The sequence below is a fragment of the Auraticoccus monumenti genome (genome assembly GCF_900101785.1).
GTDB classification, from domain to species: Bacteria; Actinomycetota; Actinomycetes; order Propionibacteriales; family Propionibacteriaceae; genus Auraticoccus; species Auraticoccus monumenti.
Map to the genome: position 1 here is coordinate 1,461,413 of NZ_LT629688.1, position 22,584 is coordinate 1,483,996.

23 protein-coding genes are annotated in these 22,584 nt (G+C 74.3%); 15 read left to right on the forward strand and 8 right to left on the reverse strand.

Features of this window, described 5'->3' with window-relative positions; all coding sequences use genetic code 11:
• Positions 1–20 precede the first annotated feature (20 nt).
• The gene (locus BLT52_RS06685) at positions 21–1,418 is read right to left on the reverse strand and encodes an FAD-binding oxidoreductase (RefSeq protein ID WP_197679226.1); all 1,398 of its coding nucleotides are present in this window, start codon (positions 1,416–1,418) and stop codon (positions 21–23) included.
• A 97-nt stretch (positions 1,419–1,515) separates the two neighbouring features.
• Here BLT52_RS06685 and BLT52_RS06690 point away from each other — a divergent pair, with 97 nt between their 5' ends.
• Positions 1,516–2,364, forward strand: a complete 849-nt coding sequence (locus BLT52_RS06690) for an alpha/beta fold hydrolase (protein ID WP_157677012.1) — start codon at positions 1,516–1,518, stop codon at positions 2,362–2,364.
• Between the two features lie 5 nt (positions 2,365–2,369).
• Here BLT52_RS06690 and BLT52_RS06695 read toward each other — a convergent pair whose 3' ends face one another.
• Both BLT52_RS06695 and BLT52_RS06700 read right to left on the reverse strand, forming a co-directional pair.
• Entirely contained in the window at positions 2,370–2,873 is a 504-nt protein-coding gene (locus BLT52_RS06695; protein WP_090591789.1) for an SRPBCC family protein, read from the reverse strand.
• A complete protein-coding gene (locus BLT52_RS06700) occupies positions 2,870–3,298 on the reverse strand; it encodes an ArsR/SmtB family transcription factor (RefSeq protein ID WP_197679227.1) in 429 nt (142 codons plus the stop codon). The genes BLT52_RS06695 and BLT52_RS06700 overlap by 4 nt, the downstream gene beginning before the upstream one ends.
• A gap of 92 nt (positions 3,299–3,390) precedes the next feature.
• Here BLT52_RS06700 and BLT52_RS06705 point away from each other — a divergent pair, with 92 nt between their 5' ends.
• Both BLT52_RS06705 and BLT52_RS06710 read left to right on the forward strand, forming a co-directional pair.
• Positions 3,391–3,750, forward strand: a complete 360-nt coding sequence (locus BLT52_RS06705) for an ArsR/SmtB family transcription factor (protein ID WP_231946536.1) — start codon at positions 3,391–3,393, stop codon at positions 3,748–3,750.
• Positions 3,747–4,235, forward strand: a complete 489-nt coding sequence (locus BLT52_RS06710; protein WP_090591795.1) for an SRPBCC domain-containing protein — start codon at positions 3,747–3,749, stop codon at positions 4,233–4,235. Before BLT52_RS06705 ends, BLT52_RS06710 begins: the two co-directional genes overlap by 4 nt.
• A gap of 159 nt (positions 4,236–4,394) precedes the next feature.
• Here the strand turns inward: BLT52_RS06710 and BLT52_RS06715 are convergent, their stop codons facing one another.
• Positions 4,395–5,078, reverse strand: coding sequence for a pyridoxamine 5'-phosphate oxidase family protein (locus tag BLT52_RS06715; RefSeq protein WP_090591797.1), 684 nt, complete (start codon positions 5,076–5,078; stop codon positions 4,395–4,397).
• Positions 5,079–5,146: 68 nt separating this feature from the next.
• Here BLT52_RS06715 and pdxR point away from each other — a divergent pair, with 68 nt between their 5' ends.
• On the forward strand, positions 5,147–6,469 hold the full coding sequence (pdxR, locus tag BLT52_RS06720) for a MocR-like pyridoxine biosynthesis transcription factor PdxR (protein ID WP_090591799.1): 1,323 nt from the start codon (positions 5,147–5,149) through the stop codon (positions 6,467–6,469).
• Positions 6,470–6,476: 7 nt separating this feature from the next.
• Here pdxR and BLT52_RS06725 read toward each other — a convergent pair whose 3' ends face one another.
• Positions 6,477–6,920 (reverse strand): hypothetical protein, encoded by a 444-nt coding sequence (locus BLT52_RS06725; RefSeq protein ID WP_090591801.1) that lies wholly within the window; start codon positions 6,918–6,920, stop codon positions 6,477–6,479.
• A gap of 93 nt (positions 6,921–7,013) precedes the next feature.
• Here BLT52_RS06725 and purL point away from each other — a divergent pair, with 93 nt between their 5' ends.
• From purL to BLT52_RS06740, 3 genes are read left to right on the forward strand one after another with little or no spacing between them, the layout of a single operon-like run.
• Entirely contained in the window at positions 7,014–9,278 is a 2,265-nt protein-coding gene (gene purL, locus BLT52_RS06730; RefSeq protein WP_090591803.1) for a phosphoribosylformylglycinamidine synthase subunit PurL, read from the forward strand.
• A 32-nt stretch (positions 9,279–9,310) separates the two neighbouring features.
• A complete protein-coding gene (locus BLT52_RS06735; RefSeq protein ID WP_407922616.1) occupies positions 9,311–10,660 on the forward strand; it encodes a dipeptidase in 1,350 nt (449 codons plus the stop codon).
• Entirely contained in the window at positions 10,660–11,121 is a 462-nt protein-coding gene (locus tag BLT52_RS06740) for an SRPBCC family protein (RefSeq protein WP_090591805.1), read from the forward strand. The genes BLT52_RS06735 and BLT52_RS06740 overlap by 1 nt, the downstream gene beginning before the upstream one ends.
• Before the next feature lie 10 nt (positions 11,122–11,131).
• On the opposite strand, the gene BLT52_RS06745 is transcribed toward BLT52_RS06740, so the two are convergent.
• Positions 11,132–11,752: a hypothetical protein gene (locus BLT52_RS06745; RefSeq protein ID WP_157677013.1), complete on the reverse strand. Its 621-nt coding sequence runs from the start codon at positions 11,750–11,752 to the stop codon at positions 11,132–11,134.
• A 144-nt stretch (positions 11,753–11,896) separates the two neighbouring features.
• The gene (locus tag BLT52_RS06750) at positions 11,897–12,880 is read right to left on the reverse strand and encodes a LacI family DNA-binding transcriptional regulator (protein WP_090591809.1); all 984 of its coding nucleotides are present in this window, start codon (positions 12,878–12,880) and stop codon (positions 11,897–11,899) included.
• A gap of 61 nt (positions 12,881–12,941) precedes the next feature.
• Between BLT52_RS06750 and BLT52_RS06755 the strand changes: the two genes are divergently transcribed.
• The 4 genes from BLT52_RS06755 to BLT52_RS06770 all read left to right on the forward strand — a co-directional run bounded on the left by BLT52_RS06755 (position 12,942) and on the right by BLT52_RS06770 (position 18,302).
• On the forward strand, positions 12,942–14,933 hold the full coding sequence (locus BLT52_RS06755) for an aldo/keto reductase (RefSeq protein ID WP_090591810.1): 1,992 nt from the start codon (positions 12,942–12,944) through the stop codon (positions 14,931–14,933).
• 103 nt (positions 14,934–15,036) lie between these two features.
• Complete coding sequence (locus BLT52_RS06760; RefSeq protein WP_090591813.1) at positions 15,037–16,281, forward strand: MFS transporter; 1,245 nt, start codon at positions 15,037–15,039, stop codon at positions 16,279–16,281.
• A 61-nt stretch (positions 16,282–16,342) separates the two neighbouring features.
• Positions 16,343–17,347 (forward strand): ABC transporter ATP-binding protein, encoded by a 1,005-nt coding sequence (locus tag BLT52_RS06765; RefSeq protein WP_090591814.1) that lies wholly within the window; start codon positions 16,343–16,345, stop codon positions 17,345–17,347.
• Positions 17,328–18,302 carry an ABC transporter permease subunit gene (locus tag BLT52_RS06770; protein ID WP_090591816.1) on the forward strand — a complete coding sequence of 325 codons (975 nt, stop codon included), beginning with the start codon at positions 17,328–17,330 and terminating at the stop codon, positions 18,300–18,302. Before BLT52_RS06765 ends, BLT52_RS06770 begins: the two co-directional genes overlap by 20 nt.
• 8 nt (positions 18,303–18,310) lie before the next feature.
• On the opposite strand, the gene BLT52_RS06775 is transcribed toward BLT52_RS06770, so the two are convergent.
• On the reverse strand, positions 18,311–19,873 hold the full coding sequence (locus tag BLT52_RS06775) for an alkaline phosphatase D family protein (RefSeq protein WP_090591818.1): 1,563 nt from the start codon (positions 19,871–19,873) through the stop codon (positions 18,311–18,313).
• 145 nt (positions 19,874–20,018) lie between these two features.
• Here BLT52_RS06775 and BLT52_RS06780 point away from each other — a divergent pair, with 145 nt between their 5' ends.
• The 4 genes from BLT52_RS06780 (at position 20,019) to BLT52_RS06795 (ending at position 22,559) form a co-directional block, all read left to right on the forward strand.
• Positions 20,019–20,393 carry a DnaJ family domain-containing protein gene (locus tag BLT52_RS06780; RefSeq protein ID WP_090591820.1) on the forward strand — a complete coding sequence of 125 codons (375 nt, stop codon included), beginning with the start codon at positions 20,019–20,021 and terminating at the stop codon, positions 20,391–20,393.
• A gap of 71 nt (positions 20,394–20,464) precedes the next feature.
• Complete coding sequence (locus tag BLT52_RS06785; protein ID WP_157677014.1) at positions 20,465–21,010, forward strand: alpha/beta hydrolase; 546 nt, start codon at positions 20,465–20,467, stop codon at positions 21,008–21,010.
• A complete protein-coding gene (locus tag BLT52_RS06790) occupies positions 21,007–21,657 on the forward strand; it encodes a DUF1961 family protein (protein ID WP_090591824.1) in 651 nt (216 codons plus the stop codon). Before BLT52_RS06785 ends, BLT52_RS06790 begins: the two co-directional genes overlap by 4 nt.
• A 176-nt stretch (positions 21,658–21,833) precedes the next feature.
• Positions 21,834–22,559: a YesL family protein gene (locus BLT52_RS06795; protein ID WP_090591826.1), complete on the forward strand. Its 726-nt coding sequence runs from the start codon at positions 21,834–21,836 to the stop codon at positions 22,557–22,559.
• Positions 22,560–22,584 lie beyond the last annotated feature (25 nt).

A 22,584-nucleotide genomic window follows, 5' to 3' on the forward strand; every position in this document is an offset into this window, starting at 1 on the left:
GACGTCCGCGGGCGGTCGACTCACTCCGGAGGCAACACCTTGCCCGGGTTGAGCACCCCGTGCGGGTCGAGGGCGGCCTTGACCGCGCGCTGCATCGCGAGCAGGGCGGGAGACTGCTCCCGCGCCAGGCCGTCCCGCTTGAGCAGACCCACCCCGTGCTCGCCGGTGACCGTGCCACCCAGGGCCAGGGCGTCGCTGATGATGTCGTCGAAGGCCAGCTCGGCGCGCTGCCGCGCACCCTCGTCGGAGGAGTCGACCACCAGCAGCGGGTGCAGGTTGCCGTCGCCGATGTGGGCGATGTTGGCGATGGTGGTGCCGTGGCGCCGTCCGGTCGCCTCGATCCGGGCCAGCATCTCCGGCACCGCGGCGATCGGCACGCACACGTCCTCGGTCAGCACCGGCCCCAGCCGCTCCAGCGCCGGGTAGGCCAACCGCCTGGCCGCGAACAGCGCCTCGGCCTCGTCGGCGTCGGCCGAGACGTCGGCCCAGGTGGCGCCGGCGGCGGTGAAGCAGTCCCGCACCCGGACGGCCGTCTCGTCCCCGGCCGCCCCCGGGTCGTCGACGCGGGCCAGCAGGACCACCTCGGCCTCCAGCGAGAGGCCCATGTTCTTCCAGGCGTCCACCGCGGCCAGGCAGTGCCGGTCCACCAGCTCCAAGGCCGCCGGGACCAGACCCGCCTCCCAGACCCGCCGGGTGGCCTCGCCGGCGGCCACCACCGAGTCGAAGTAGCCGGCCACCGTGCGGGCCGGTGCGGGCAGCGGCCGCAGCCGCAGGATCGCCTCGGTCACCACGGCCAGCGTGCCCTCCGACCCGACCACCAGGCTGGTCAGGTCGTAGCCGGCCACCCCCTTGGCGGTGGAGCGTCCGAGCCGGACCACCTCGCCGGTGCCGGTGACCACCTCCAGCCCGAGCACGTAGTCCCCGGTCACCCCGTACTTCACGCAGCACACCCCTCCGGCGTTGGTGGCGATGTTGCCGCCGATGGTGGACCAGGGCGAGCTGGCCGGGTCCGGCGGGTACCAGAGCCCGTGCGCCGCCACCGCCGCGCGCAGGTGGTCGTTGACCACCCCGGGCCCCACCACGGCCAGCCGCTCGAGGGGGTCGATCCGGGTGATGGCGTCCATCCCGGACAGGTCGAGCACCAGCCCGCCGTCGACGGCGTTGGCCCCGCCGGACAGCCCGGTCCCGGCCCCGCGGGGGACCACCGGGACACCGTGCTCCACCGCCACCTGCACCACGGCGGCCACGTCGGCGGTGCTGCGCGCCCGGACCACGGCCAGCGGGCGCCCGACCGCGGCCCACTCCGCGTCGTCGTGGCTGAGCCCGGCCACCACGTCGGGATCGGTCACCAGCGCCCGGTCGGGCAGTCGGGCACGCAGCGCCTGCAGGACCACCTCGTCGTCGCGCTCTGCCGCCATGCCCGCCATTGAACCAACCGCCCGGCGGGAGCACCGGACCGCCGGAGGACGTCGTTACGATCGGCCGGGTGACCTGGGCGAGGGCGGAGGTGGCGGCGTGAGCGGGGTGGTGCGCGAGCACGGGACCGTGGTGTCGGAGGGCCGGCGGCTGGCCGTCTGCGAGGTGGGTGACCCCAACGGGCTGGTGGCCTGCTACCTGCACGGCACCGGCGGTTCCCGGCTGGAGGCCGCCGTCTACGCCGAGGCGGCCGGGCGCCACGGCGTCCGGCTGGTCTCCTGGGACCGCCCGGGAGCCGGGCGCACCCCCGACGACCCGGACCGCCGGCTCCTCGACGTGGTGACCGACGCCCGCTCGGTGGCGGCCGCCGTGGGGGCGGAGCGCCCGCCGGTGGTCGGGCTGTCCGGGGGTGGCAGCCACGTGCTGGCCCTCGCGACCGCCGCCGACGTCACCCGCGCGGCGGTGGCGATCAACCCCGGGCCGCCCGCCGAGGACGACGTGCTCGCCCTGGTCCCGCCGGTCACGGCCCGTCTGATCGCCCTGGCCCGGGACCGTCCCCGGTGGTTCCGCCAGGTGGCCCGCCTGACCCAGAGCCGCGGCCGGCTGGGCCAGGCCCTGCAGCGCCGCCAGCTCGACCCGCTGGACCTCGAGGTCGTCCGCGACCCCGTGGTGGCCCCACGGCTGGAGGTCTCCGCAGAGGAGGGCCGGCTCCAGCCGGGCGCCTGGACCCGCGACGCCATGGTCATCTGGGGTCGGCCCTGGGGCTTCGACCCGGCCGCGCCGGCCGTCCCGCTGCACGTCTTCGCCGGGCGCAACGACCCCTTCGCCGGCTTCTCCCGCCACCTCGCCGACTCCGGGGCGGAGCTGCACCCCTTCGAGGGCGGCCACGTCTCGGGCTTCCTGCCGGCGGTGCTGGACGAGGTGATGGCGCTGGTCGCCCGGCTCTGAGCGGCTCAGCCCAGGCTGGTCAGGCGCTCCTCGTAGTAGCCGACCATGGCCGGGTGGTAGTCGTCGAAGTCCGGCACCGCTGCGGAGGTGAGCGCGGCGCCGAACCGGTCGACGTAGTACTCCCAGCCCGGTCCGGTGTCCACGGCCTGGTCGGGCTCGGTCAGGTGCTGGACGAGCTCGACGGTGGTGACGCCGTCGGCCTCGCTGAGCCGCACCTCCAGGTCCCACTCGCCGTACTCGTCGACCATCCGCACGTGCAGGTGCTCCGGCGGGGTGCACGCCTCGATCTGGACCGTGGCCGTGGGGTCGCCCTCCTCGGCGGTCATGGTCAGCTCGACGCTGCGGCCGGGCCCCGCCTCCCCGGTCCAGGGGCCCATCCAGCGGGCGGTGCGCTCGGGCTCGGTCAGGGCCGCCCAGACGTCGGCGACCGGGGCGCGGTGGGTGCGGGTGAGGACCAGGTCGGCACCGGTGGCGGTGCGGGTCAGCTGTCCGGTGGGGACGGGGTTCATGCGGACTCCTCGGTGGGTTCGGGACCCGGCGCGGACGCGGCGGGGGAGACGTGCGGGTGCGGGTCGTCGCGCCGCTCGCGGCGGGTGCGGACGACCTCAGTGGCCAGGGCGTCCAGGACGCCCGCCAGGTCGCGGCGGCCATCGGGGGCCGGTGCGTCAGCCGGTGCGGCGACGGGGGTCAGGAGGTGCTGCAGCCAGCCGTCCAGCGCCCGCAGCGGGGCCTGCTCGAGCCGGTAGCGACGTTCGCGGCCGCTGACCTCGTCCACCACCAGACCGCTCTCACGCAGCACCCGCAGGTGCCTGCTGACCGCCGGTCGGGAGATGTCGAAGACGGCCACCAGCTCGTGCACGGGGCGCGGCCGCTCGTGCAGCAGCTCCAGGATCCGTCGCCGGACCGGGTCGTCGACCGCCTGGAACACCTCCATGCCAGAAACGTAACTCATCAGTTACGCGACGTCCAGGGACGAGCTGACCCGGGGTCTAGACAGGTGACCATATGGTCACCTATGGTCGGGGTGTGCAGGACGACGACCTCGTGTTCAGGGCGTTGGCGGACCCGGTCCGTCGACTTCTCCTGGACGCCCTCTTCCAGCGTGACGGCCGCACGCTGGGTGAGCTCGAGACCGTGGTCAACGAGCACGTCGAGATGACCCGGTTCGGGGTGGCGAAGCACCTGAAGCTCCTGGAGCAGGCCGATCTCGTCGTCTCCCGCAAGAAGGGGAGGCAGAAGCTGCACCACCTGAACCCCGTGCCCATCCAGCAGATCCACTCCCGGTGGATCGGCAAGTACACCGAGCGGGCCGGCATCGCCGCGCTCCTGCTCGGTCTCAAGCAGCAGGTCGAGACACCCGAACCCACGAAGGACGACACACCATGAGCGACAACCTGGTCCAGGTCTACAGCGTCTACATCAACGCACCCGCGCAGAAGGTCTGGGACGCCATCACCCAGTCCGAGTACACGACCCGGTGGGGCTACGGCGGTGCCGTCGAGGCCGACCTCAGGCCCGGCGGCGTCTTCCGCAACCTCACCACCGACGAGATGAAGCAGATGGGCATGGGCGACATCGCGGTCGACGGCCACGTCGTCGAGCTCGACCCGCCGAAGAGGCTGGTGCTGGACTGGAAGCCCTCCTGGTACCCCGACGCCGCTCCCACCCGGCTGACCTGGGAGCTGATCCAGTTCGAGGGCGGCCTGACCCGGGTGGTCCTCACCCACGACGTCACCGCCGCACCCCAGCTCGCCGCCGAGGTCGCCGGTGGTGGCGAGCCGGCCCAGGGCGGGGGCGGCTGGCTGTGGAGCCTGTCCGGGCTCAAGACCCTGCTCGAGACCGGCCGCTCGATGGACGAGCCCGCCGCCTGAGCAGGTCCCGCGCCAGCGGCGTCACTCCTGCCCCGAACACGGTGCAGGAGTGACGCCGTTCGGCGCGTCCTCCTCCAGCAGGGCGATCGGTGAGGACGGAGCACCGTGGTCGGTGCCGGATCTGCACCGATCGACTCCGCAGGAGCGCCTTCCGTGGGCTCAGCCGGCTCGCGGCGCGGCCCACCCCAGGTCGACGGCCCGGAGACGGACGTCCTCCGGCACCCGCTGGTCGGCGTCCGCGTCCGGCACCGGCGCCCCGGCCACCCGGCGCAGCGGCACGTGGCCGCCCCAGACGCCGGCGGCCACGTCCTCGGGGTCGTCCACCGGTGCTCCGGCGCGGACCTTCATCGAGGCCTCCGCCAGGGGCAGCGCCAGCACCGCGGTGGCCGCCAGCTCCCTGCGGGTGCTGGGGCGCAGGGTGGCCGCGCGGCCCGGCACCATGTGGTCGACCACCAGGTCCAGCGCCCGGGCGCGCTCGGCGACGTCCTCCACCCGCCGCGCCCGTCCGATCACCACGGCGCTGCGGTAGTTCATCGAGTGGTGGAAGGCCGAGCGGGCGGTGACCAGCCCGTCCAGCTCGGTCACCGTCACGCAGACGTCGCGCTCCAGCGCCCGCTGCAGCCACCCGGCGGCCACGGACCCGTGCAGGTACAGGCTGCCGCCCTCGTCCGGACCGTCGGGGTCGACGGCGAACGCGGTGGGCAGCACCAGCGGGTGGTCGCCGACCACGACGCCGAGGTGGGCCACCAGGGCGTCCTGCAGCAGGGCGACCAGCTGGTCGCGGTCGTCGACGGCACGGTGGCGACCACGGGTGACGGTGGTGCGGGCGGTGGGGGACAGCATGGCACTAGATTCGGCCCAGGTGGCCTGCAGGACCAGGCCACTTCCCGGCCACTCCGACAGGACACCTGATGCTCCCGGTCCGCCTCGACCGCGACGCCCGCCAGCCGCTGCCCGTGCAGCTGTCGGGCCGCATCCGCGCCCTGGTCGCCGACGGCACGCTGGCCCGCGGCGACCGGCTCCCCAGCAGCCGCGCGCTGGCGCTCGACCTGGGCACCTCGCGCGCCGTCACCGAGCAGGCCTACGAGCAGCTGGTGGCCGAGGGGTGGCTGGAGGCCCGCCGCGGCTCGGGCACCTTCGTCGCCGCCGACGGTGCCCGTCCGGCCCGGACGCGTCCCGCGCGGGCGCCCCAGCCGGCCTCGACCCTGGTCCGGCTCGACACCGGCACCCCCTGGATCGACCCCCGTCACTCCGCCTCCTGGCGACGGGCCTGGCGCGAGGTCTCCGCCGCCCGGCCGCCCGCCGGCTACGACGACCCGGCCGGGCTGCCCGACCTGCGGCTGGCCCTGGTGGAGCACCTGGCCCGGACACGCGGGCTGCGGCTCGGCCCCGAGGAGGTGCTGGTCACCGCCGGCACCACCGACGGGCTGCGCCAGCTGCTCGGCGTCCTCCCCGCCGGACCGGTCGCGGTCGAGGACCCCGGGTACCGCGCGGCGGCGGAGACCGTCCGTGCTGACGGCCGGGTGCTGGCCGACGTCCCGGCCGGGTCGCCACCGGAGCGGCTGGACGGGCTGCGGGCGGTCTACACGACCCCGGCCCACCAGCACCCCCTCGGCCGGGTGATGCCGGCCCCCGAACGGGTCGCCCTGCTCGCCGCCGCCAGCCGGGCCGGGACGCTGGTGGTCGAGGACGACTACGACTCCGAGTTCCGCTACGACGTCGCCCCCGTGCCGGCGCTGGCCACCCTGGACCCGGAGCGGGTGGCCTACCTCGGGACGGCCGCCAAGTCGGTCGGACCGAGTCTGCGGCTGGGGTGGATGGTGCTCCCGGCCGGGCTGCGCGAGGCCGTGCTGCGGCGCCGCGCCACCACCCACGACGTCCCCTCCTGGCCGGCCCAGCGCGCCATGGTCTCGCTGCTGCGCGACGGCTACCTGGACAAGGTGGTGCGCACGGCCCGCCGGGTCTACGCCCGGCGGGCCCAGGCGGTCGCGGCCGCGCTCGGGCCGCACGCCGAGCTGGCCGGCCCGCTGGCCGGGATGTACTCCACCTGGCTGCTGCCCGAGGACGTGGCCGTCCGGGCGCGCGACGCCGCCCGGGCCGCCGGCTTCGAGGTGAACCTGCTCTCGGCCTACTGCCGCAGCGCCGAGCTGACCGGGCTGGTGGTCGGGTTCGGCGGCGTCACCGACGAGCAGCTCGGGCACGCGCTGGACGCGCTGGTCTCGGGGCTGCGCTGAGGCCCGATCAGCCGAGCAGGGCGGGGAGGACGCCGAACAGCAGCGCGATGACCAGCACCACACCCACGACGATCCCGATCAGCATCCACAGACCGGCCTTCTTCTGCGGGGTGAAGCCGATGGCGCCCCTCGGGGCGAACTGGTGCAGCGGCGCGGCGTAGAAGACGTCGACCTGCTGGCCCGGCTGGAGGTCGACGGTCAGGTCCGCCTTCCCGTACTGCCGCAGCCACTGCGAGACCACCTGGATGTGGTGGCGTCCGGGTGGCGCCGGGATCGGCGCGGTGCCGCCGGTGGGCACGTGGACCCGGTGGCCGTTGATGGTGACGGTCGGGGCGACCATGGTGTTGGTCAGCACGCTGCCCTGCACCGTGAAGCGGATCACCGCGCCCTGGCCGGGGGACCGGAAGGTCGGGTGCGCGGGGTCCTGCGGGGGGTGCGGGTGCTGGGTCACCGCTGCAGGCTAGTGACCCCGGGGGTCGTGCCGGGCTGCCCGGATGCCGTCCGAGATCGATCCGGTGGCGGTGGAGCGGATAGGTTTCGTCCCGTGGCAGACACGGTGGTGAACGCGCAGTCCTCTCCCGAGGTCGAGCAGCCCTGGGCCGAGCTCGGGCTCAAGGAGGGGGAGTACGCCCAGATCCGGGAGATCCTGGACCGCCGGCCGACCTCCTGCGAGCTGGCGATGTACTCGGTGATGTGGTCGGAGCACTGCTCCTACAAGTCCTCCAAGGTGCACCTGCGGAAGTTCGCCGTGCTGGGCGACCAGACCCCCACCGGGAGGCTGCTGGCCGGGATCGGCGAGAACGCCGGTGTGATCGACGTCGGCGACGGCTGGGCGGTCACCTTCAAGATCGAGTCCCACAACCACCCCAGCTACGTGGAGCCGCACCAGGGTGCGGCCACCGGCGTCGGCGGCATCGTCCGCGACATCCTGGCCATGGGTGCCCGCCCGATCGGCGTGATGGACCCGCTGCGCTTCGGCCCGCTGGACGCCCCCGACACCGCCCGGGTGCTTCCGGGCGTGGTCTCCGGCGTCGGCAGCTACGGCAACTGCCTCGGTCTGCCCAACGTCGGTGGCGAGGTGGTCTTCGACCCCTCCTACCTCGGCAACCCGCTGGTCAACGCGCTGTGCGTCGGCAAGCTCCGCCACGAGGACCTGCACCTGGCCCACGCCACCGGGGCCGGCAACGCGGTCATCCTCTACGGGGCGGCAACCGGTGGGGACGGCATCGGCGGGGCCTCGATCCTGGCCTCGGAGACCTTCGACGACACCAAGCCGTCCAAGCGGCCCAGCGTCCAGGTCGGCGACCCCTTCATGGAGAAGCTGCTGATCGAGTGCACCCTGGAGCTCTTCGCCGCGGGCGTGGTCAACGGCATCCAGGACTTCGGCGCCGCCGGGATCTCCTGCGCCACCTCGGAGCTGGCCGCGGCCGGTGACGGCGGTATGCACGTCGAGCTGGACCGGGTGCCGCTGCGGGACTCCTCGCTCAGCCCCGAGGAGATCCTGATGAGCGAGTCCCAGGAGCGGATGATGGCGGTGGTCGAGCCCGACCACGTCGAGCGCTTCCTGGAGATCTGCCGGAAGTGGGACGTCCAGGCCACGGTGGTCGGCGAGGTCACCGGCACCGGTCGGCTGGTGATCGACTGGCACGGCGAGACCGTGGTCGACGTCGACCCGCGCACCGTCGCCCACGAGGGCCCCGTCTACGAGCGCCCCTACGCCCGGCCGCAGTGGCAGGACGGGGTGCAGGCCCGCGACGTCACCGCGCTGGCCCGTCCCGGCACCGACGAGGAGCTGGGCCGGACCGTGCTCGCCCTGGCCGGCTCGCCGAACCTGTGCGACAAGTCGTGGGTGACCGACCAGTACGACCGCTACGTGCGCGGCAACTCGGTGCTGGCCCAGCCCGAGGACGCCGGGGTGCTACGCATCGACGAGGACAGCCAGCTCGGGGTCGCGCTGGCCACCGACTGCAACGCCCGCTTCACCCTGCTCGACCCGCGCGCGGGGGCGAAGCTGGCCCTGGCCGAGGCCTACCGCAACGTGTCGGTGACCGGGGCCCAGCCGGTGGCGGTCAGCGACTGCCTGAACTTCGGCTCCCCGGAGGACCCGGACGTGATGTGGCAGTTCGTCGAGGCCGTCGAGGGCCTGGTCGAGGGCTGCGCCGAGCTGGGCACGCCCGTCACCGGAGGCAACGTCAGCCTCTACAACCAGACCGGGGACACCCCGATCCTGCCCACCCCGACCGTCGCCGTGCTGGGCGTGCTGGACGACGTCACCCGACGGGTCCCGATGGGCTTCTGCGGCGAGGGCGAGAGCGTCTGGCTGCTGGGCACCACCCGCGACGAGCTGGCCGGCTCGGCCTGGGCGCAGGTGGCCCACGACCACCTCGGCGGGCTGCCGCCGTCGCTGGACCTGCAGCACGAGATCCGGCTGTCCCGGCTGCTGCAGCGGGCGTCCCGGCAGGGGCTGCTGAGCTCCGCGCACGACCTCTCCGACGGCGGCCTCTCCCAGGCGCTGGTGGAGTGCTGCCTGCGGCGTGGTCACGGGGTCTCGGTACGGCTGGAGGGGGACCCCTTCGTGCAGCTGTTCTCCGAGAGCACCGGACGCGTCCTGGTCTCCCTGCCCGGCGACCGCGACGACCAGCTCCGCGAGCTGGCCGGGCAGCACGAGATCCCGCTGACCCGGCTGGGCGCCACCACCGCCGCCGGCGAGGACGCCGTCCTCGAGGTCGTCGACCGCTTCCGGCTCCCGCTGGCCGAGCTCCGCGCCACCTGGGAGGCGCCGATCCCCGCCGCCCTCGGTGTGGGCTGAGGAGGACGGCTCCCGCTGGGTAGGGTCAGGCCGTGCCGCACACGCCTGAGTCCCTGTCCGCCGCGGTGGACGCCGTGATGCCCCGCGTCCGCGCCGACCTCGCCGACCTGGTGGCCATCCCCTCGGTCAGCGCCGACCCCGCCCACGCCGAGGACGTCGTCCGCAGCGCCGAGCACGTGGCCGGGCTGGCCCGGGAGCTGGGGGCCGCCGACGTCCGGGTGGTCCGCCACGGCGGGCAGCCGGCCGTCATCGCGCACTGGCCCGCGCCGGAGGGCCGGCCGACGGTCTGCCTCTACGCCCACCACGACGTCCAGCCCACCGGCGCACAGGCGCAGTGGACCGCGGAGCCGTTCGCCGCCACGGAGCGCGGGGACCGCCTCTTCGGTCGGGGGGCCGCCGACGACAAGGGCGGGCTGTCGGTCCACCTGGCCGCCCTGCGCGCCTTCGGCGGACGTCCGCCGGTGGGGGTCACCCTGTTCGTCGAGGGCGAGGAGGAGATCGGGTCGCCGTCGCTGGCCGAGACCCTCGACGCCGAGGCCGCTGCCGTCGCCGCCGACGTCTTCGTGATCGCCGACTCCGCCAACTGGGACGTCGGTGAGCCGGCCTTCACCACCACCCTGCGCGGTCTGGCCGACTGCGTCGTCACCGTCTCCACCCTCGACCACGCCCTGCACTCCGGCCAGTACGGCGGGGTCGTCCCCGACGCCCTCACCACCCTCTGCCGGCTGCTCGCCACCCTGCACGACGAGGCCGGGTCGGTGGCCGTCCAGGGCATCCCTAGCACCCCCGGCCCCGAGCTGGACTACCCCGAGGAGCGGCTGCGGGCCGAGACCGGCCTGCTGGACGGCGTCGAGTGGGTCGGCACCGACTCGGTGGTCAGCCGGTTGTGGACCCAGCCCGCGATCAGCGTGATCGCCCTGGACGCCACTCCGGTCGCCCAGGCCTCCAACACCCTGGTGCCCAGCGCCCGGGCCAAGCTCAGCCTCCGGGTGCCGCCGGGCGCGGACGCCGACCAGGCCCTCGACGCCCTGGTGGCCCACCTGCTCGAGCACGCGCCCTGGGGGGCCCAGGTGGAGGTGGAGCGCGGCAGCACCGGACAGCCGTCCAGCATCCCGGTCGAGGGTCCGCACGCCGAGGTGGCGCGACGCGCCTTCACCCGGGCCTGGGGTCGGGAGCCGGTGGAGATCGGCCAGGGCGGATCCATCCCGATGGTGGCGGAGTTCGCCTCGCGGTACCCCGATGCCACCGTGCTGGTCACCGCCGTGGTGGATCCTGACTCGCGGATGCACGGCATCGACGAGTCGGTGCACCTGCGCGACCTGGAACGGGCCTGCCTGGCCGAGACGCTGATGCTGGCCGGCCTGGCCGGGGAGGAGATCTGATGGCACCGCGCTACATCGAGGACTCGATCTTAGTCGAGGCACCCGCCTCGGTGATCTTCGACATCGTCGCCGACCCCCGCCAGCACAGCCGGATCGACGGCTCCGACACCGTCCGCGGTGGCATCACCGGACCGGACCGGCTGACCAGGGGCGCGGAGTTCGGGGTCGACATGCGCATGTTCGGCGTGCGCTACCGGATCCGGAACTGGGTGGTGGAGTACGAGCCCGACCGGGTGATCGCCTGGCGCCACTTCGGCGGGCACCGCTGGCGGTACACCCTCATCCCGCGCGGTGCGGCGACGACGGTCACCGAGACCTTCGACTACACCCGCTCCAACGTCCTCTCCCGGGTCGTCATCTCCGTGCTCGGGATGCGGCGCCGCAACCGCCGCAGCATCCCCGCCACCCTGCAGCGGCTCAAGCACGCCGCGGAGGCCGACGTCGCCGCGCAGGCCGGCTGAGCCCGACCGGCTAGGCGTGGGCTGCGAGGACGGGCCGCAGCCGGACCAGCAGCCGCTCCGCCTCGATCGGCACGGTGACCACGTCCCCGAGCAGCTCGGCCTCCACCACCCGGGCCCTGCCGAGTAGACCGCGGTCGCGCACGGCGACCCGCAGGTGCCAGCGCAGCAGCCAGCCCAGCGTGGCGATGCCGTCGTGCTCCTCGGTCTCCAGGACCACCGGGGTCGGCCACCCCGCCAGCCGGGCCACGGTGATCCGCTCGCCGTGCTCGCCGGTGCCCGTCCCTTCACGACCCGGTGAGGTGGCGGCCAGGGGATCGCCACCGGGGCGCACGCCGAGGCGGAGCGTCGACGGCGTGTCCTGCCAACCGTCCACGTGCAGGTGCTCGCTGCCCTCGGACGCGTCCAGGCGAAGGTCGGGCTCGGTGAGGGCCGTCGCGGTCTCGACCAGCCGGGCCCGCCGCTCCGGCGCGACCCGGGTGGCCAGCGTCTCCGCCCAGTGTCGGGCCGCCGCCTCGTCGGGGATCCCCGCGGGGTCCGGCAGGTCCGTCCACGCGGGGGAGGGTGGGCGCAGTGCTCGCAGCACCGCGGCCGACTCCACGCGGAGGAGGCGGTGACGCTGGGACCGGGGCACGCGCGGAGCCTAGTGCCGGCGCCCCGCGCTGGTGCGCTGCGCCGTCAGGAGGCGGCCGGCGGCGGTGCCAGATCGACGAGCGACCGGTGGTGCGCGCCGTCGGTGACTCACGGCGGGAGCCGGGTGCTCCCGGGCACGACCCGTTCAGGACGACTCGCGCACCACCAGCGTCGGCACGAGCACCCGCCGGGCGCCTCCTGCCGCGGTGTCACCCGGGGACCCCAGCGCGGCGGCCACCAGCTCGATGGCGTGACGGGCCAGCGCGGTCCGGTCGATGGCCAGGGTGGTCAGCTCGGGGGTGACCAGCGTCCCGATGTCCAGCCCGTCGATCCCCACCACGGCCAGCTCCTCAGGCACCGCGACCCCGGCCCGGGTCAACCCCTTCAGCACGCCGACGGCGATCACGTCGTTGAAGACCAGCACCGCGTCGGCGTCCGGGCACTGCCGTCGCAGCGTGGTCGCCGCCTCCACCCCGCCCAGGTGGGTGTCGGCGCTGACCACCTCCGACGTCTCGTCCCAGGCCAGCCCGTGGCGCTGCAGGTGCGCGCGGTAGAGCAGCCGACGCCGTGAGGGGGTGCTGCTGGAGTCCACCATGGCGATCCGGCGTCGTCCGCGGGCCACCAGGTGGTCCAGCGCGGCGGCGATCCCGGGTGCGTAGTCGATGGCGATGGCCGGCTCGTCGGACCCGACCGGCTCGACGTCCAGGGCCACCACCGGGACCGACTGCGAGGCGCCGGTCAGCGCCGGGGTGACCGACCCGACCACGGCGTCGACCCGGCGCAGCACGTCGGCGAGCCGGGCTCCGGCGGCGGCGTCGTCGGTGCCGAGGTCGCAGAGCACCACCCCCCAACCGCGCTCGGCCGCGAGCCGGCTCAGCACCGACGCGAGCTCGGGGTAGTAGGGGTTGCGCAGGTCGTGCACCACCAGCCCGATGGTGATGTCGCGCCCACGCACCAGACCCTGGGCGGCGCGGTTGGGCCGGTAGTTCAGCCGGCGGGCGGCCTCCACCACGCGGGTGCGGGTGCTCTCGCTCACCTCGGGCAGCCCGTTGAGGGCGCGGCTCACCGTCTGCCGCGACACCTGCGCCTCGCGCGCGACGTCGACGATCGTCACGCCACGTGTTCCCACGGGCCGGAGCCTACTGCTAGCGTCGACCGTGAACGTTCACGGTCGAACACAGGAGATCCTGATGACGCAGTTCCGGTGGGGCATCATCGGCCCCGGCAGCATCGCCCGACGCTTCGCCGAGCACCTCGGCCACTCGTCCTCCGCCCAGCTGGTGGCGGTGGCCAGCCGCACCCCGGAGCGGGCGCAGGCCTTCGCCGCGGACTTCTCCACCGAGGACGCCCCGGTCGAGGCGGCCGGCTCCTACGAGGAGCTGCTCGCCCGCGAGGACGTCGACGCCGTCTACATCGCCACCGTGCACACCGAGCACGTCCGGCTGGCCCTGGCCAGCATCGAGGCCGGCAAGCACGTCATCTGCGAGAAGCCGCTCTCGGTCGACCACGCCGGCACCATGGTCGTGGTGGAGGCCGCCCGTCGTCAGGGCGTGTACCTGGCCGAGGGCTACATGTACCGCTTCCACCCCCAGACGGCGGCACTGGTCGAGCAGCTGCGCAGCGGCGTCATCGGCGACATCCAGCACGTCGAGGCCTCCTTCTCCTTCGCCGCCGACGTCCCCGCCGGGCACCGGCTGGCCGACCCGGCGCTGGCCGGCGGCGGCATCCTCGACGTCGGCGGGTACCCGGTCTCGATGGCCCGCCTGGTGGCCGGCGTCGCGGCCGGCACCACCGTGGCCGAGCCCATCTCGATGACCGCCTCGGGCTCCCTCGGTGACACCGGTGTCGACCGCTGGGCCGTCGCCTCGCTGGTCTTCGCCTCCGGCGTCACCGCCCAGATCCGCTGCGGCACCGGTCTGTCCGACGAGAACCGGGTGGTCGTGCACGGCTCCCGCGGACGTCTGAGCGTCCCCTCCCCGTGGCTGCCAGACAACGCCGAGGGCTCGGTGCTCGAGCTGGCCGTCGTCGACCGGGCGCCGGAGACCATCACCGTCCCGCCCGCGTTCTCCCACGCCCTCCAGGCCGAGGCCGTCGCCCGGGACGTGGCCGCCGGCCAGAGCCCGGAGATGAGCTGGGCCGACAGCCTCGGCAACGCCGCGGTGCTGGACCGGTGGCGGGCCGCGGTCGGGGTGGTCTACCCCTTCGAGCAGCCCACCGCCGACGTCCCTCCCGCCAGCGGGCGCCCGCTCACGGTCCGTCCCGGCGCCACCATGCGCCACGGCACCGTCCCCGGCCTCGACAAGCCGGTGTCGCGGCTGGTGATGGGCGTGGACAACCAGCGCACCCTCTCCCACGCCTCGGCCATGTTCGACGACTTCACCGAGCGCGGCGGCAACGCCTTCGACACCGCCTGGCTCTACGGCGGCGGGCTGCAGGAGAAGCTGTTCGGGCAGTGGGTCCGCAACCGCGGCCTCCGCGACGACGTGGTGATCATCGGCAAGGGGGCGCACACCCCGCACTGCGACCCGGCCTCGATCGGGCGCCAGCTCGAGGAGTCGCTGGAGCGGCTGCAGACCGACCACGTCGACCTGTACCTGATGCACCGCGACGACACCTCGGTCCCGGTCGGGGAGTTCGTGGACGCCATGGACGAGCAGGTGCGGCTGGGTCGGGTCCGGGCCTACGGCGGCTCGAACTGGACCATCGCCCGCACCGAGCAGGCCAACGCCTACGCCGACGAGCACAGCCGCCAGCGCTTCGCCGTGCTGAGCGACCACTTCGGTCTGGCCCGCGCCCTGGACGTCCCGTGGACCGGGTGCGAGCACGTCACCGACCCGCAGGACCGGGAGTGGCTGGAGCGCACCGGCACGCCGCTGCTGCCCTGGTCATCCCAGGCCCGCGGGTTCTTCGCCCGCGCCGACCGCGAGGACACCTCTGACGCGGAGCTGGTGCGCTGCTACTACAGCGAGGACAACTTCGAGCGGCTGGCCCGGGCGAAGCAGCTGGCGGGAGAGCTGGGCGTGGCCCCGACGGCGGTGGCGCTGGCCTACGTGCTGGCCCAGTCCTTCCCGACCTTCCCGCTGATCGGCCCGCGGACGATCGAGGAGACCCGGACCTCCCTTGCGGGGCTGGACGTCGAGCTCAGCGAGGAGCAGGTCCGCTGGCTCGACCTCCGCGTCTGACCACCGGGTAGGCTGGCGACGAAGCACGGGGTCCCGTGCGCCGGGTGGCTGGGACGGCGCACACGAGAAGTGGCGCACCCGCAGGGCGCGCCGGGAGACCCGCATGTCCTCGTCATCCTCCTACCGCCAGCTCTTCACGCTGGCCGGTCCCTGGTTCGTCGTCATCGCCTTCGTGGCCCGGCTGCCGCTCGCGATGGCCCAGCTCGGCAGCCTGCTGCTGGTGGCCGGGGTCACCGGCTCCTACGGCGCTGGCGGTCTGGTCGCCGGCGCCGTGGCCGTGGCCAACGCCGTCGGCGCCCCGCTGGCCGGCACCCTCAGCGACCGGACCGGTCAGCGCCGGGTGCTGGTCGTGCAGTCCCTCGTCGCCGCCGTCGGACTCACCGGGCTCGTGGTCGCCGCCGACCAGGGGGCCGGGATGCCCGTGCTGCTGGCCTGGGCGGTCGTCACCGGGGTGGCGCTGCCTCAGGCCGGCACGCTGGCCCGGGTGCGCTGGCGGCTGCTGGCCGAGCGCGCCGAGCGCCCGCAGCTGACCGGCACGGCCTTCGCCCTCGAGGGCTCGGTGGACGAGGCCTCCTTCGTCATCGGCCCCGCCCTGGTCGGGGTGGGTGCGGCCCTGGTCGCCCCCTCCGGTGCGCTGCTGGCCGCCGCGGCGCTGGTCGTGGTGTTCGGCCTGGCCTTCGCGCTGCACCCCACCGCCGAGCTGACCCGCCCGGACCGCTCGCTGCCCCGGGCCGTCGGCGGACCCCTGCTCACCCCACGGCTCGCCCTGCTGCTCACCGCCATGCTGGGCGTCGGGATGGTGTTCGGCTCGGTGCAGACCGGGAACTCGGTGCTCGCCACCGCCGCCGGTGAGCCCGGCCTGACCGGTGGTCTGCACGCCCTGCTCGGCGTGGGCAGCGTGCTGGCCGGTCTGCTGGTCCCGCTGCTGCCGGCCCGCTGGGCGCCGGACCGGCGGCTGCTCGGCTTCGCCGCCTCGCTGCTGGTGCTCAGCGCCCCGCTGCTGCTGGTCGACACCCTGCTGCCGCTGGCCGTGGTGCTGCTGGTGCTCGGGCTGAGCATCGCCCCCACCATGATCACGATCTTCACCCTGGCCGCCGACGCCGCCCCGCGTCCCCGCCTCACCACCGCCCTCACCGTGCTGGCCGGGACGACCGGCGTCGGCTACGCGCTCGGCTCGTCGGTGGCCGGGCGGCTCGCCGACTGGGGCGGTCACCAGCCGGCCTACGCGGTGACCGTCCTGGCCGCCGGCATCAGCACGCTGGCCGCGCTGGCCGTCCTGCTGACCGGCGCCCGTCGCCCCACCACGCCCGGCCCCAGCAGCACCCGGCAGCCCCAGCACCAGGACTGAGACCGGGCCGAGGACCCCGCGGACGCTACCGTGGCGCCAACCGACCCCGGGGAGAGCACCGATGGCCAGCACGTCACCACCGCGACGAGCCCTGGGTGAGGACGGCCCGGCCGTGGTGGTCGAGGGGCTGCGCAAGACCTACCGGACGCGCCGCGGCGTCCAGGTGGCGGTCGCCGGGCTGGACATGACCGTGCCGCGGGGTGGGGTGCACGGCTTCCTCGGCCCCAACGGGGCGGGCAAGACCACCACCATCCGGATGCTGCTCGGCCTGATCGCCGCCGACAGCGGGCGGGCCACCATCTTCGGCCACCCCGTGCCCGAGGAGCTGCCGCAGGTGGTGGACCGGGTCGGGGCCATCGTCGAGCAGCCCCGCTTCTTCCCCGCCTTCACCGGCCGGCAGAACCTGCGGCTGCTCGCCCAGGGCATCGGCATCCCCACCCCGAAGGTGGACGAGGTGCTGGAGCAGGTCGGCCTGGGTGGTCGGGGTCGGGACCGCTTCGGCGGCTACTCCCTCGGTATGAAGCAGCGGCTGGCCGTGGCCGCCACGCTGCTCAAGGACCCGGACCTGCTGGTCTTCGACGAGCCCACCAACGGGCTCGACCCCGCCGGCATCCACGAGATCCGCGCCACCATGCGCGGCCTCGCCGACCAGGGCAGGACGGTGCTGGTCTCCAGCCACATCCTGAGCGAGGTCCAGCTGGTGGCCGACACCGTCAGCATCATCGGCCGGGGACGTCTGCTCGCCGAGGGCAGCGTCGCCGAGCTCCTGAGGGTGGCCGGCGGAGGAGCGCTGAGGGTCGCGGTCGGAGAGCCGGGGCGGGCCGCCGACCTCCTCCGTGAGCGGGGCTGGGGCGTCGAGCCGACCCCCGAGGGCCGGCTCCTGGTCACCGGTGGGCCGGCCGACCCGGCCGAGCTCACCCGCGCCCTCGCCGATCAGGGGCTGTGGGTGCGGGAGCTCACCCCGGTGCAGAGCGACCTGGAGTCCTACTTCCTCCACCTCACCGCCGACGAGCACCTCGGCCGGGCCCAGCACGAGGAGGTGCGCGATGAGGCTGCTGCTGGCTGAGCTGAACCGCATCCGGCTACGGCGTCTCACCTGGGTGGTGACGGTCGTGCTGCTGCTGGCGCTGGCCGGGCTGACCCTGATCGGCGCCTTCTCGATGCGACCGGTGTCGGCCGCCGAGTCCGCCGAGGGCCGCGCCTTCTACGAGGAGTCGCTGCGCTACTGGGAGCAGGACCGCGAGCGGGGGATCACGGACTGCGTCGAGTACCAGGGGCTGAGCGAGGAGGAGTGCCAGCAGCAGTACGAGAGCTACCAGCCGTCCCTGGACCAGTACCTCCGCACGCCGACGCCCTTCGCCGACGCGGCCACCCTGGTCCTCTCGCTGTCGACCTACCTGCTGGGTCTGGGTGGCCTGCTGATCGCGGCCAGCGTGATCGGGGCCGAGCTCAGCAGCGGGGCGATCGGCAACTGGCTCACCTTCATCCCGCGCCGGGTGCCGGTCTACCTCGCCAAGCTGGGGGCGGTGGTCGTCGCGCTGCTGCTCGGGGCGGCGGTGCTGCAGACGCTGCTGGTGCTGGCCCACGTCGTCCTGGCCACCACCCACGGGGCCGTCTGGGGCGACGTCGGCGGCGTCTGGTGGATGGCGGCCCGCAGCCTGCTGGTGGTGCTGGCCCTCTCGGTGGTCGGCTTCACCGTGGCCTGCCTCGGCCGGCACACGATCGTGGCGGTCGGCGCGTTCCTGGGCTACGGGTTCCTGGCCATCGTCCACGGTGTCCTGCAGGGCTTCCCGTGGGCCTCCCGCCTGATGCCGTGGGTCCCGCACAACAACCTGGAGGCCGTCGTGCAGCGGGGCTACAGCTACCAGGTGGTCACCGAGGACGTCACCGCCGACGGCATCATGCCGACCGTCGCCCTGGAGACCATCTCCCTCACCCAGGGCCTCCTCTACTGGGCCGTGGTGCTGGCGGTGCTGGTGACGGTCTCGCTGCTGGTCTTCCGCCGCCGCGACGTGGGCTGAGGCCCCGGTCAGACCTCCACGGCCCCCGGACGCCGGTCCTCGACCACGAAGGAGCGCAGCACCGAGGCGGGCGAGGTCGGCTGGGTGACGGTGTCCACCATCACCAGGTCGGTCCGCCACTCGTCGGCGGTGACGGTGTGGCGCTGGTAGCCACGCCGGTCGCCGTCGAAGAAGCGGATGTGCGGGTTGTGGCGGATCATCGGGCCGTAGTAGGGCCCGTAGACCTCGCCGTCGCCGTTGCTGGTGAGCGAGGTGCCGACCATCTCGGTGGCCACCACCGGGCTGCCGGGGACGTCGAAGTCGCGGTGCACGTCGTTGATGAAGGTGGAGTGCCAGTCCCCGGTCAGGAACACCGTGTTGCGGAGCTCGTTGCCCACCACCTGCTCCAGCAGCCGGTTCCGGGCGGCGGGGTAGCCGTCCCAGGCGTCGTGCCAGAGCAGCTCGCCGAGGTCGCCGTCGTGGTCCAGCCGGCCCACCATCACGTTGTTGCCGAGCACGTTCCAGCGGGCGGTGCTGGTGGCGAACCCCGCGGCCAGCCACTCCTCCTGCTCCCGACCCAGCATGGTGATCGCCGGGTCGTAGGCCGCGGCGCAGGCCTGCGCCTCGCCCCAGCCGCAGGGCGGGGCGTCGCGGTACTGGCGTCCGTCGAGGACGTCCAGCTGGGCCAGTCCACCCCAGTGCAGACGGCGGTGGATCCGGACGGCGTCGGCCTTGAGCAGGGTCGAGGAGCGCAGCGGCTGGTGCTCCCAGTAGGCGCGGTAGGCGGCGGCCCGTGCCGCCGGGATCCCGCCGGTGGTCTCGTCCTCCCAGCCGCCGGCGTAGTCGTTGGTGTACTCGTGGTCGTCCCAGGTGAGGACGAAGGGGAGCCGGGCGTGCGCGGCCTGGAGCTGGGGGTCGCTCTTGTAGAGGGCGTGCCGCGACCGCCACTGGGTCAGGGTCCGTGGCGCCGGACGCGCGGCCTCGGGGACGCTCTGGCCGCGTCCGGCCGCGGTGGCGCCGATGGCTGACTCGTAGACGTAGTCACCGAGGTGCAGGACGAAGTCGGGGTCGTCGGCGACGACGTGGGGCAGCGCGGTGAAGAAGCCGTCGTCGTAGCTCTGGCACGACACCGAGGCGATGGTCAGCGACGCCGGGTCCGAGCGCACGGCCGGGGCGGTCTTGGTGCGGCCGACGGGGGAGAGCTCGCGGTCGGCGCTGAACTGGTACCAGTACTCGCGGCCCGGCTGCAGCCCGCGGACGTCGACGTGGACGGTGTGGGCGAACTGGGCCCGGGCGGTGGCGGTGCCCTGCCGGACCACCGTGCGCATCCGCTCGTCGGTGGCCACCCGCCAGCGGACCGGGACCGTGCGGGCCCCGTGCATGCCGCCGTCCTCGGCGAAGGGCTCGGGGGCCAGCCGGGTCCAGATCACCACGCCGCCGGGCTCCGGGTCGCCGGAGGCCACGCCGAGGGTGAACGGGTCGGTCAGGCGGCGCCGGGCCCGTGCGGGGACGGCCTGGCCCAGCCCGAAGCCGGCCGCGGCGACGCCCGCGCCGGCGACGAAGGTGCGGCGCGGCAACGAGGAGGAGGTCATGGGTGATGTCTAGGGGGAGGTGGCGAGCCGTGCTGGCCCCTGCGGCGAACGGCCGGTGAACAGCGGTCGACGCCTCCCCGACCCGGGGCGGGCGGGCCGCGAACTAGGGTGGGAGGGACGCTATGAGGACACCCCGGGAGGGACGATGGCCTACGAGAACTGGATCGACCGGCAGATCCGTGAGGCCACCGAGCGTGGCGAGTTCAGCAACCTGCGTGGCACGGGGAAGCCGCTGGAGGGCCTGGACCGCGGCGGGGACGACTGGTGGATCCGCAACAAGCTCAAGGACGAGGACCTGTCCGGCGCGCTGCCCACGACCCTGAGCCTGCGCCGGGAGAAGGAGCGGATCCAGGACGAGCTGGCCGACGCACGGACGGAGGCGCAGGCCCGGGAGCGGGTCGAGGACCTCAACGACCGGATCCGCCACTCCCACCGCCGTGCCGCCCAGGGACCGCCGATCTACATCGCCCCGCTGGACGTCGAGCAGACCCTGGCCGAGTGGCGCGCCCGGCGCCGGTGAGCGGGGACGGCGCACCACCCGGGGCCGTGGTGCTGATGTGCCACGGCGGCTGGCCGCGGGGGAGAATGAAGGTGCGCTGGTGGTACCCGCCGGTGCAGCAGAACCGGCTGCTCGCCCGTGTGCTGGAGCGGCGGCTGGCCGCCCGCGGGGTGGTGGCGGTCCAGGTGCGCAACCGGTTCCGGGGCTGGAACGACCCCGAGCTGCCGGCGGTGGCCGACGCCCGGGAGGTCGCGGCGTCGCTCCGCGAGCGCTGGCCGGACGTCCCGCTGGTGCTGCTGGGCTACTCGATGGGAGCCCGCACGGTGGCCCGGCTCGCCCCCGAGGTCGGGCCGGTCGGGGTGGTCGCGCTGGCTCCCTGGTGGCCCGAGGACGAACCGGGCCTGGTGGGGACGCCGACCGTGGTCGTGCACGGCGACCGCGACCTGCTGACCCCCGCCCGCGCCAGCCGGCGCACCGCGCAGTACCTGGCCGACCGCGGGACGCCGGTGCGCCGGGTCGTGCTGACCGGCGCCGGTCACTTCATGCTCCGCCGCCGCCGCGACTGGCAGCGGCTGGCCGTCGAGGCCGTCGAGCACCTGCTGGACCACGCCCCAGCACCGACCCAGGAGGCACGATGACCACCTACCGCAACGCCCTGGACGGCTACGACGCCGTGCACGGGTTCCGGATGGAGGGCGAGGGCGAGGTGTCCTTCCCCCGAGGGCGGATGAGGCTGTCGAGCCGGCGCCCGGCCGAGGAGGGGCAGGCGGCCAACATCGTGTTCTGGTGCCCGGAGGAGTTCGGGCCGGACCTGCGGGTCAGCTGGAGCTTCTGGCCGCTGGTCGAGCCGGGGCTGGCCATCGCCTTCGTCTCCGCCCGCGGGCACGGCGACCGCGACCTCTTCGACCCGTCCCTGGCCCCCCGGACCGGCCCCTACGAGCAGTACCACTCCGGCGACCTCGACTGCTACCACGTGTCCTACTTCCGTCGCCGGTGGCCCGAGGAGCGCCGGTTCCACACCTGCAACCTCCGCCGCAGCCACGGCTTCCACCTGGTGGCCCAGGGTGCGGACCCGATCCCCGACGTGGCCGACGCCGACGGGCCCTACCGCGTCACCGTGCAGGTGCTGCGTGGCCGGGTCGGCGTCGACGTCGACGGGCTGCCGCTGCTGGACTGGCAGGACGACGGCTCCCTCGGGCCGGCGCTCACCGGCGGCAAGGTCGGGTTCCGCCAGATGGCCCCGCTCGTGGCCGAGTACGCCGACCTCGAGGTCGTCCCCCTCTGACCCCGGCGCGGGCGCCCCCTCACTCCACTCTGCCCCGCTTCCGAGCACTCTGCCCCGCCTGTAGAAGGGGCAGAGTCGGCGCAGACGGGGCGAGGTGCAGCATTCGTCATTGACATTGATTCGTTTCAATCGTAGGTTCGCAGCACATCCCGCACCGACGAGGGAGGCAGACACCGATGTCTGAGAAAGCGCTACCCCACTCCGTGGTGGACGCCCCGCCGAGCACCGAGCACTGGACCCTGCGGCTCAACGCGGCCTGCTCCGTGATCGCGACGATGGCCCTGCTCAACGTGTGCTGGCTCGCCTTCTCCCTCCTCGGTGGCGTCGTCCTCGGCGTGGCCCCGGCCAGCGTGGCGGTGGCCCACTGCGTCCGTGAACGCGGTCTCGGCCGGTCCGGGAACACGGTCGCCACCTTCGCCCGCACCTGGCGCCGGGAACTCGTCGGGGCCAACCTCGCCCTCCTGCCCCAGCTCCTCGTGCTGGTGGCGCTGGGCTGGAACTACCTCGCGTTCTCCGCCGCCGGACCCTCCGCCTCGGCCCCCCGGCTGGCCACCCTGGCCGGTCTGCTGCTGGTGGCCACCGTCGGCTGCTGGCTGCCTGCCTGCTACGTCCACTACGACCTGCCGCGCCGCCGCTTCCTGCTGACCGCGCTGCGCTTCACCCTGGCCCGGCCGGTCCCCAGCCTGCTGCAGCTCTTCGTGCTCGCGGCGGTCGGCTACACCTCCTACCGGCTCCCGGCCCTGGTGCCGTTCCTCTCCGTCGGGGCCCGGCTGTACCTCGCCACCTGGCTGGCGCTGCGCTTCTTCGCCGAGAACGAGGACCGGCTGGCCGGCACCTCCGACGACCCCGCCCCCGACGACCGGGCCCTGGGCCTGCCCACCGACCCCCTGCGGATGCGCTGAAGCATCCTCGACAGAGATGGAGACA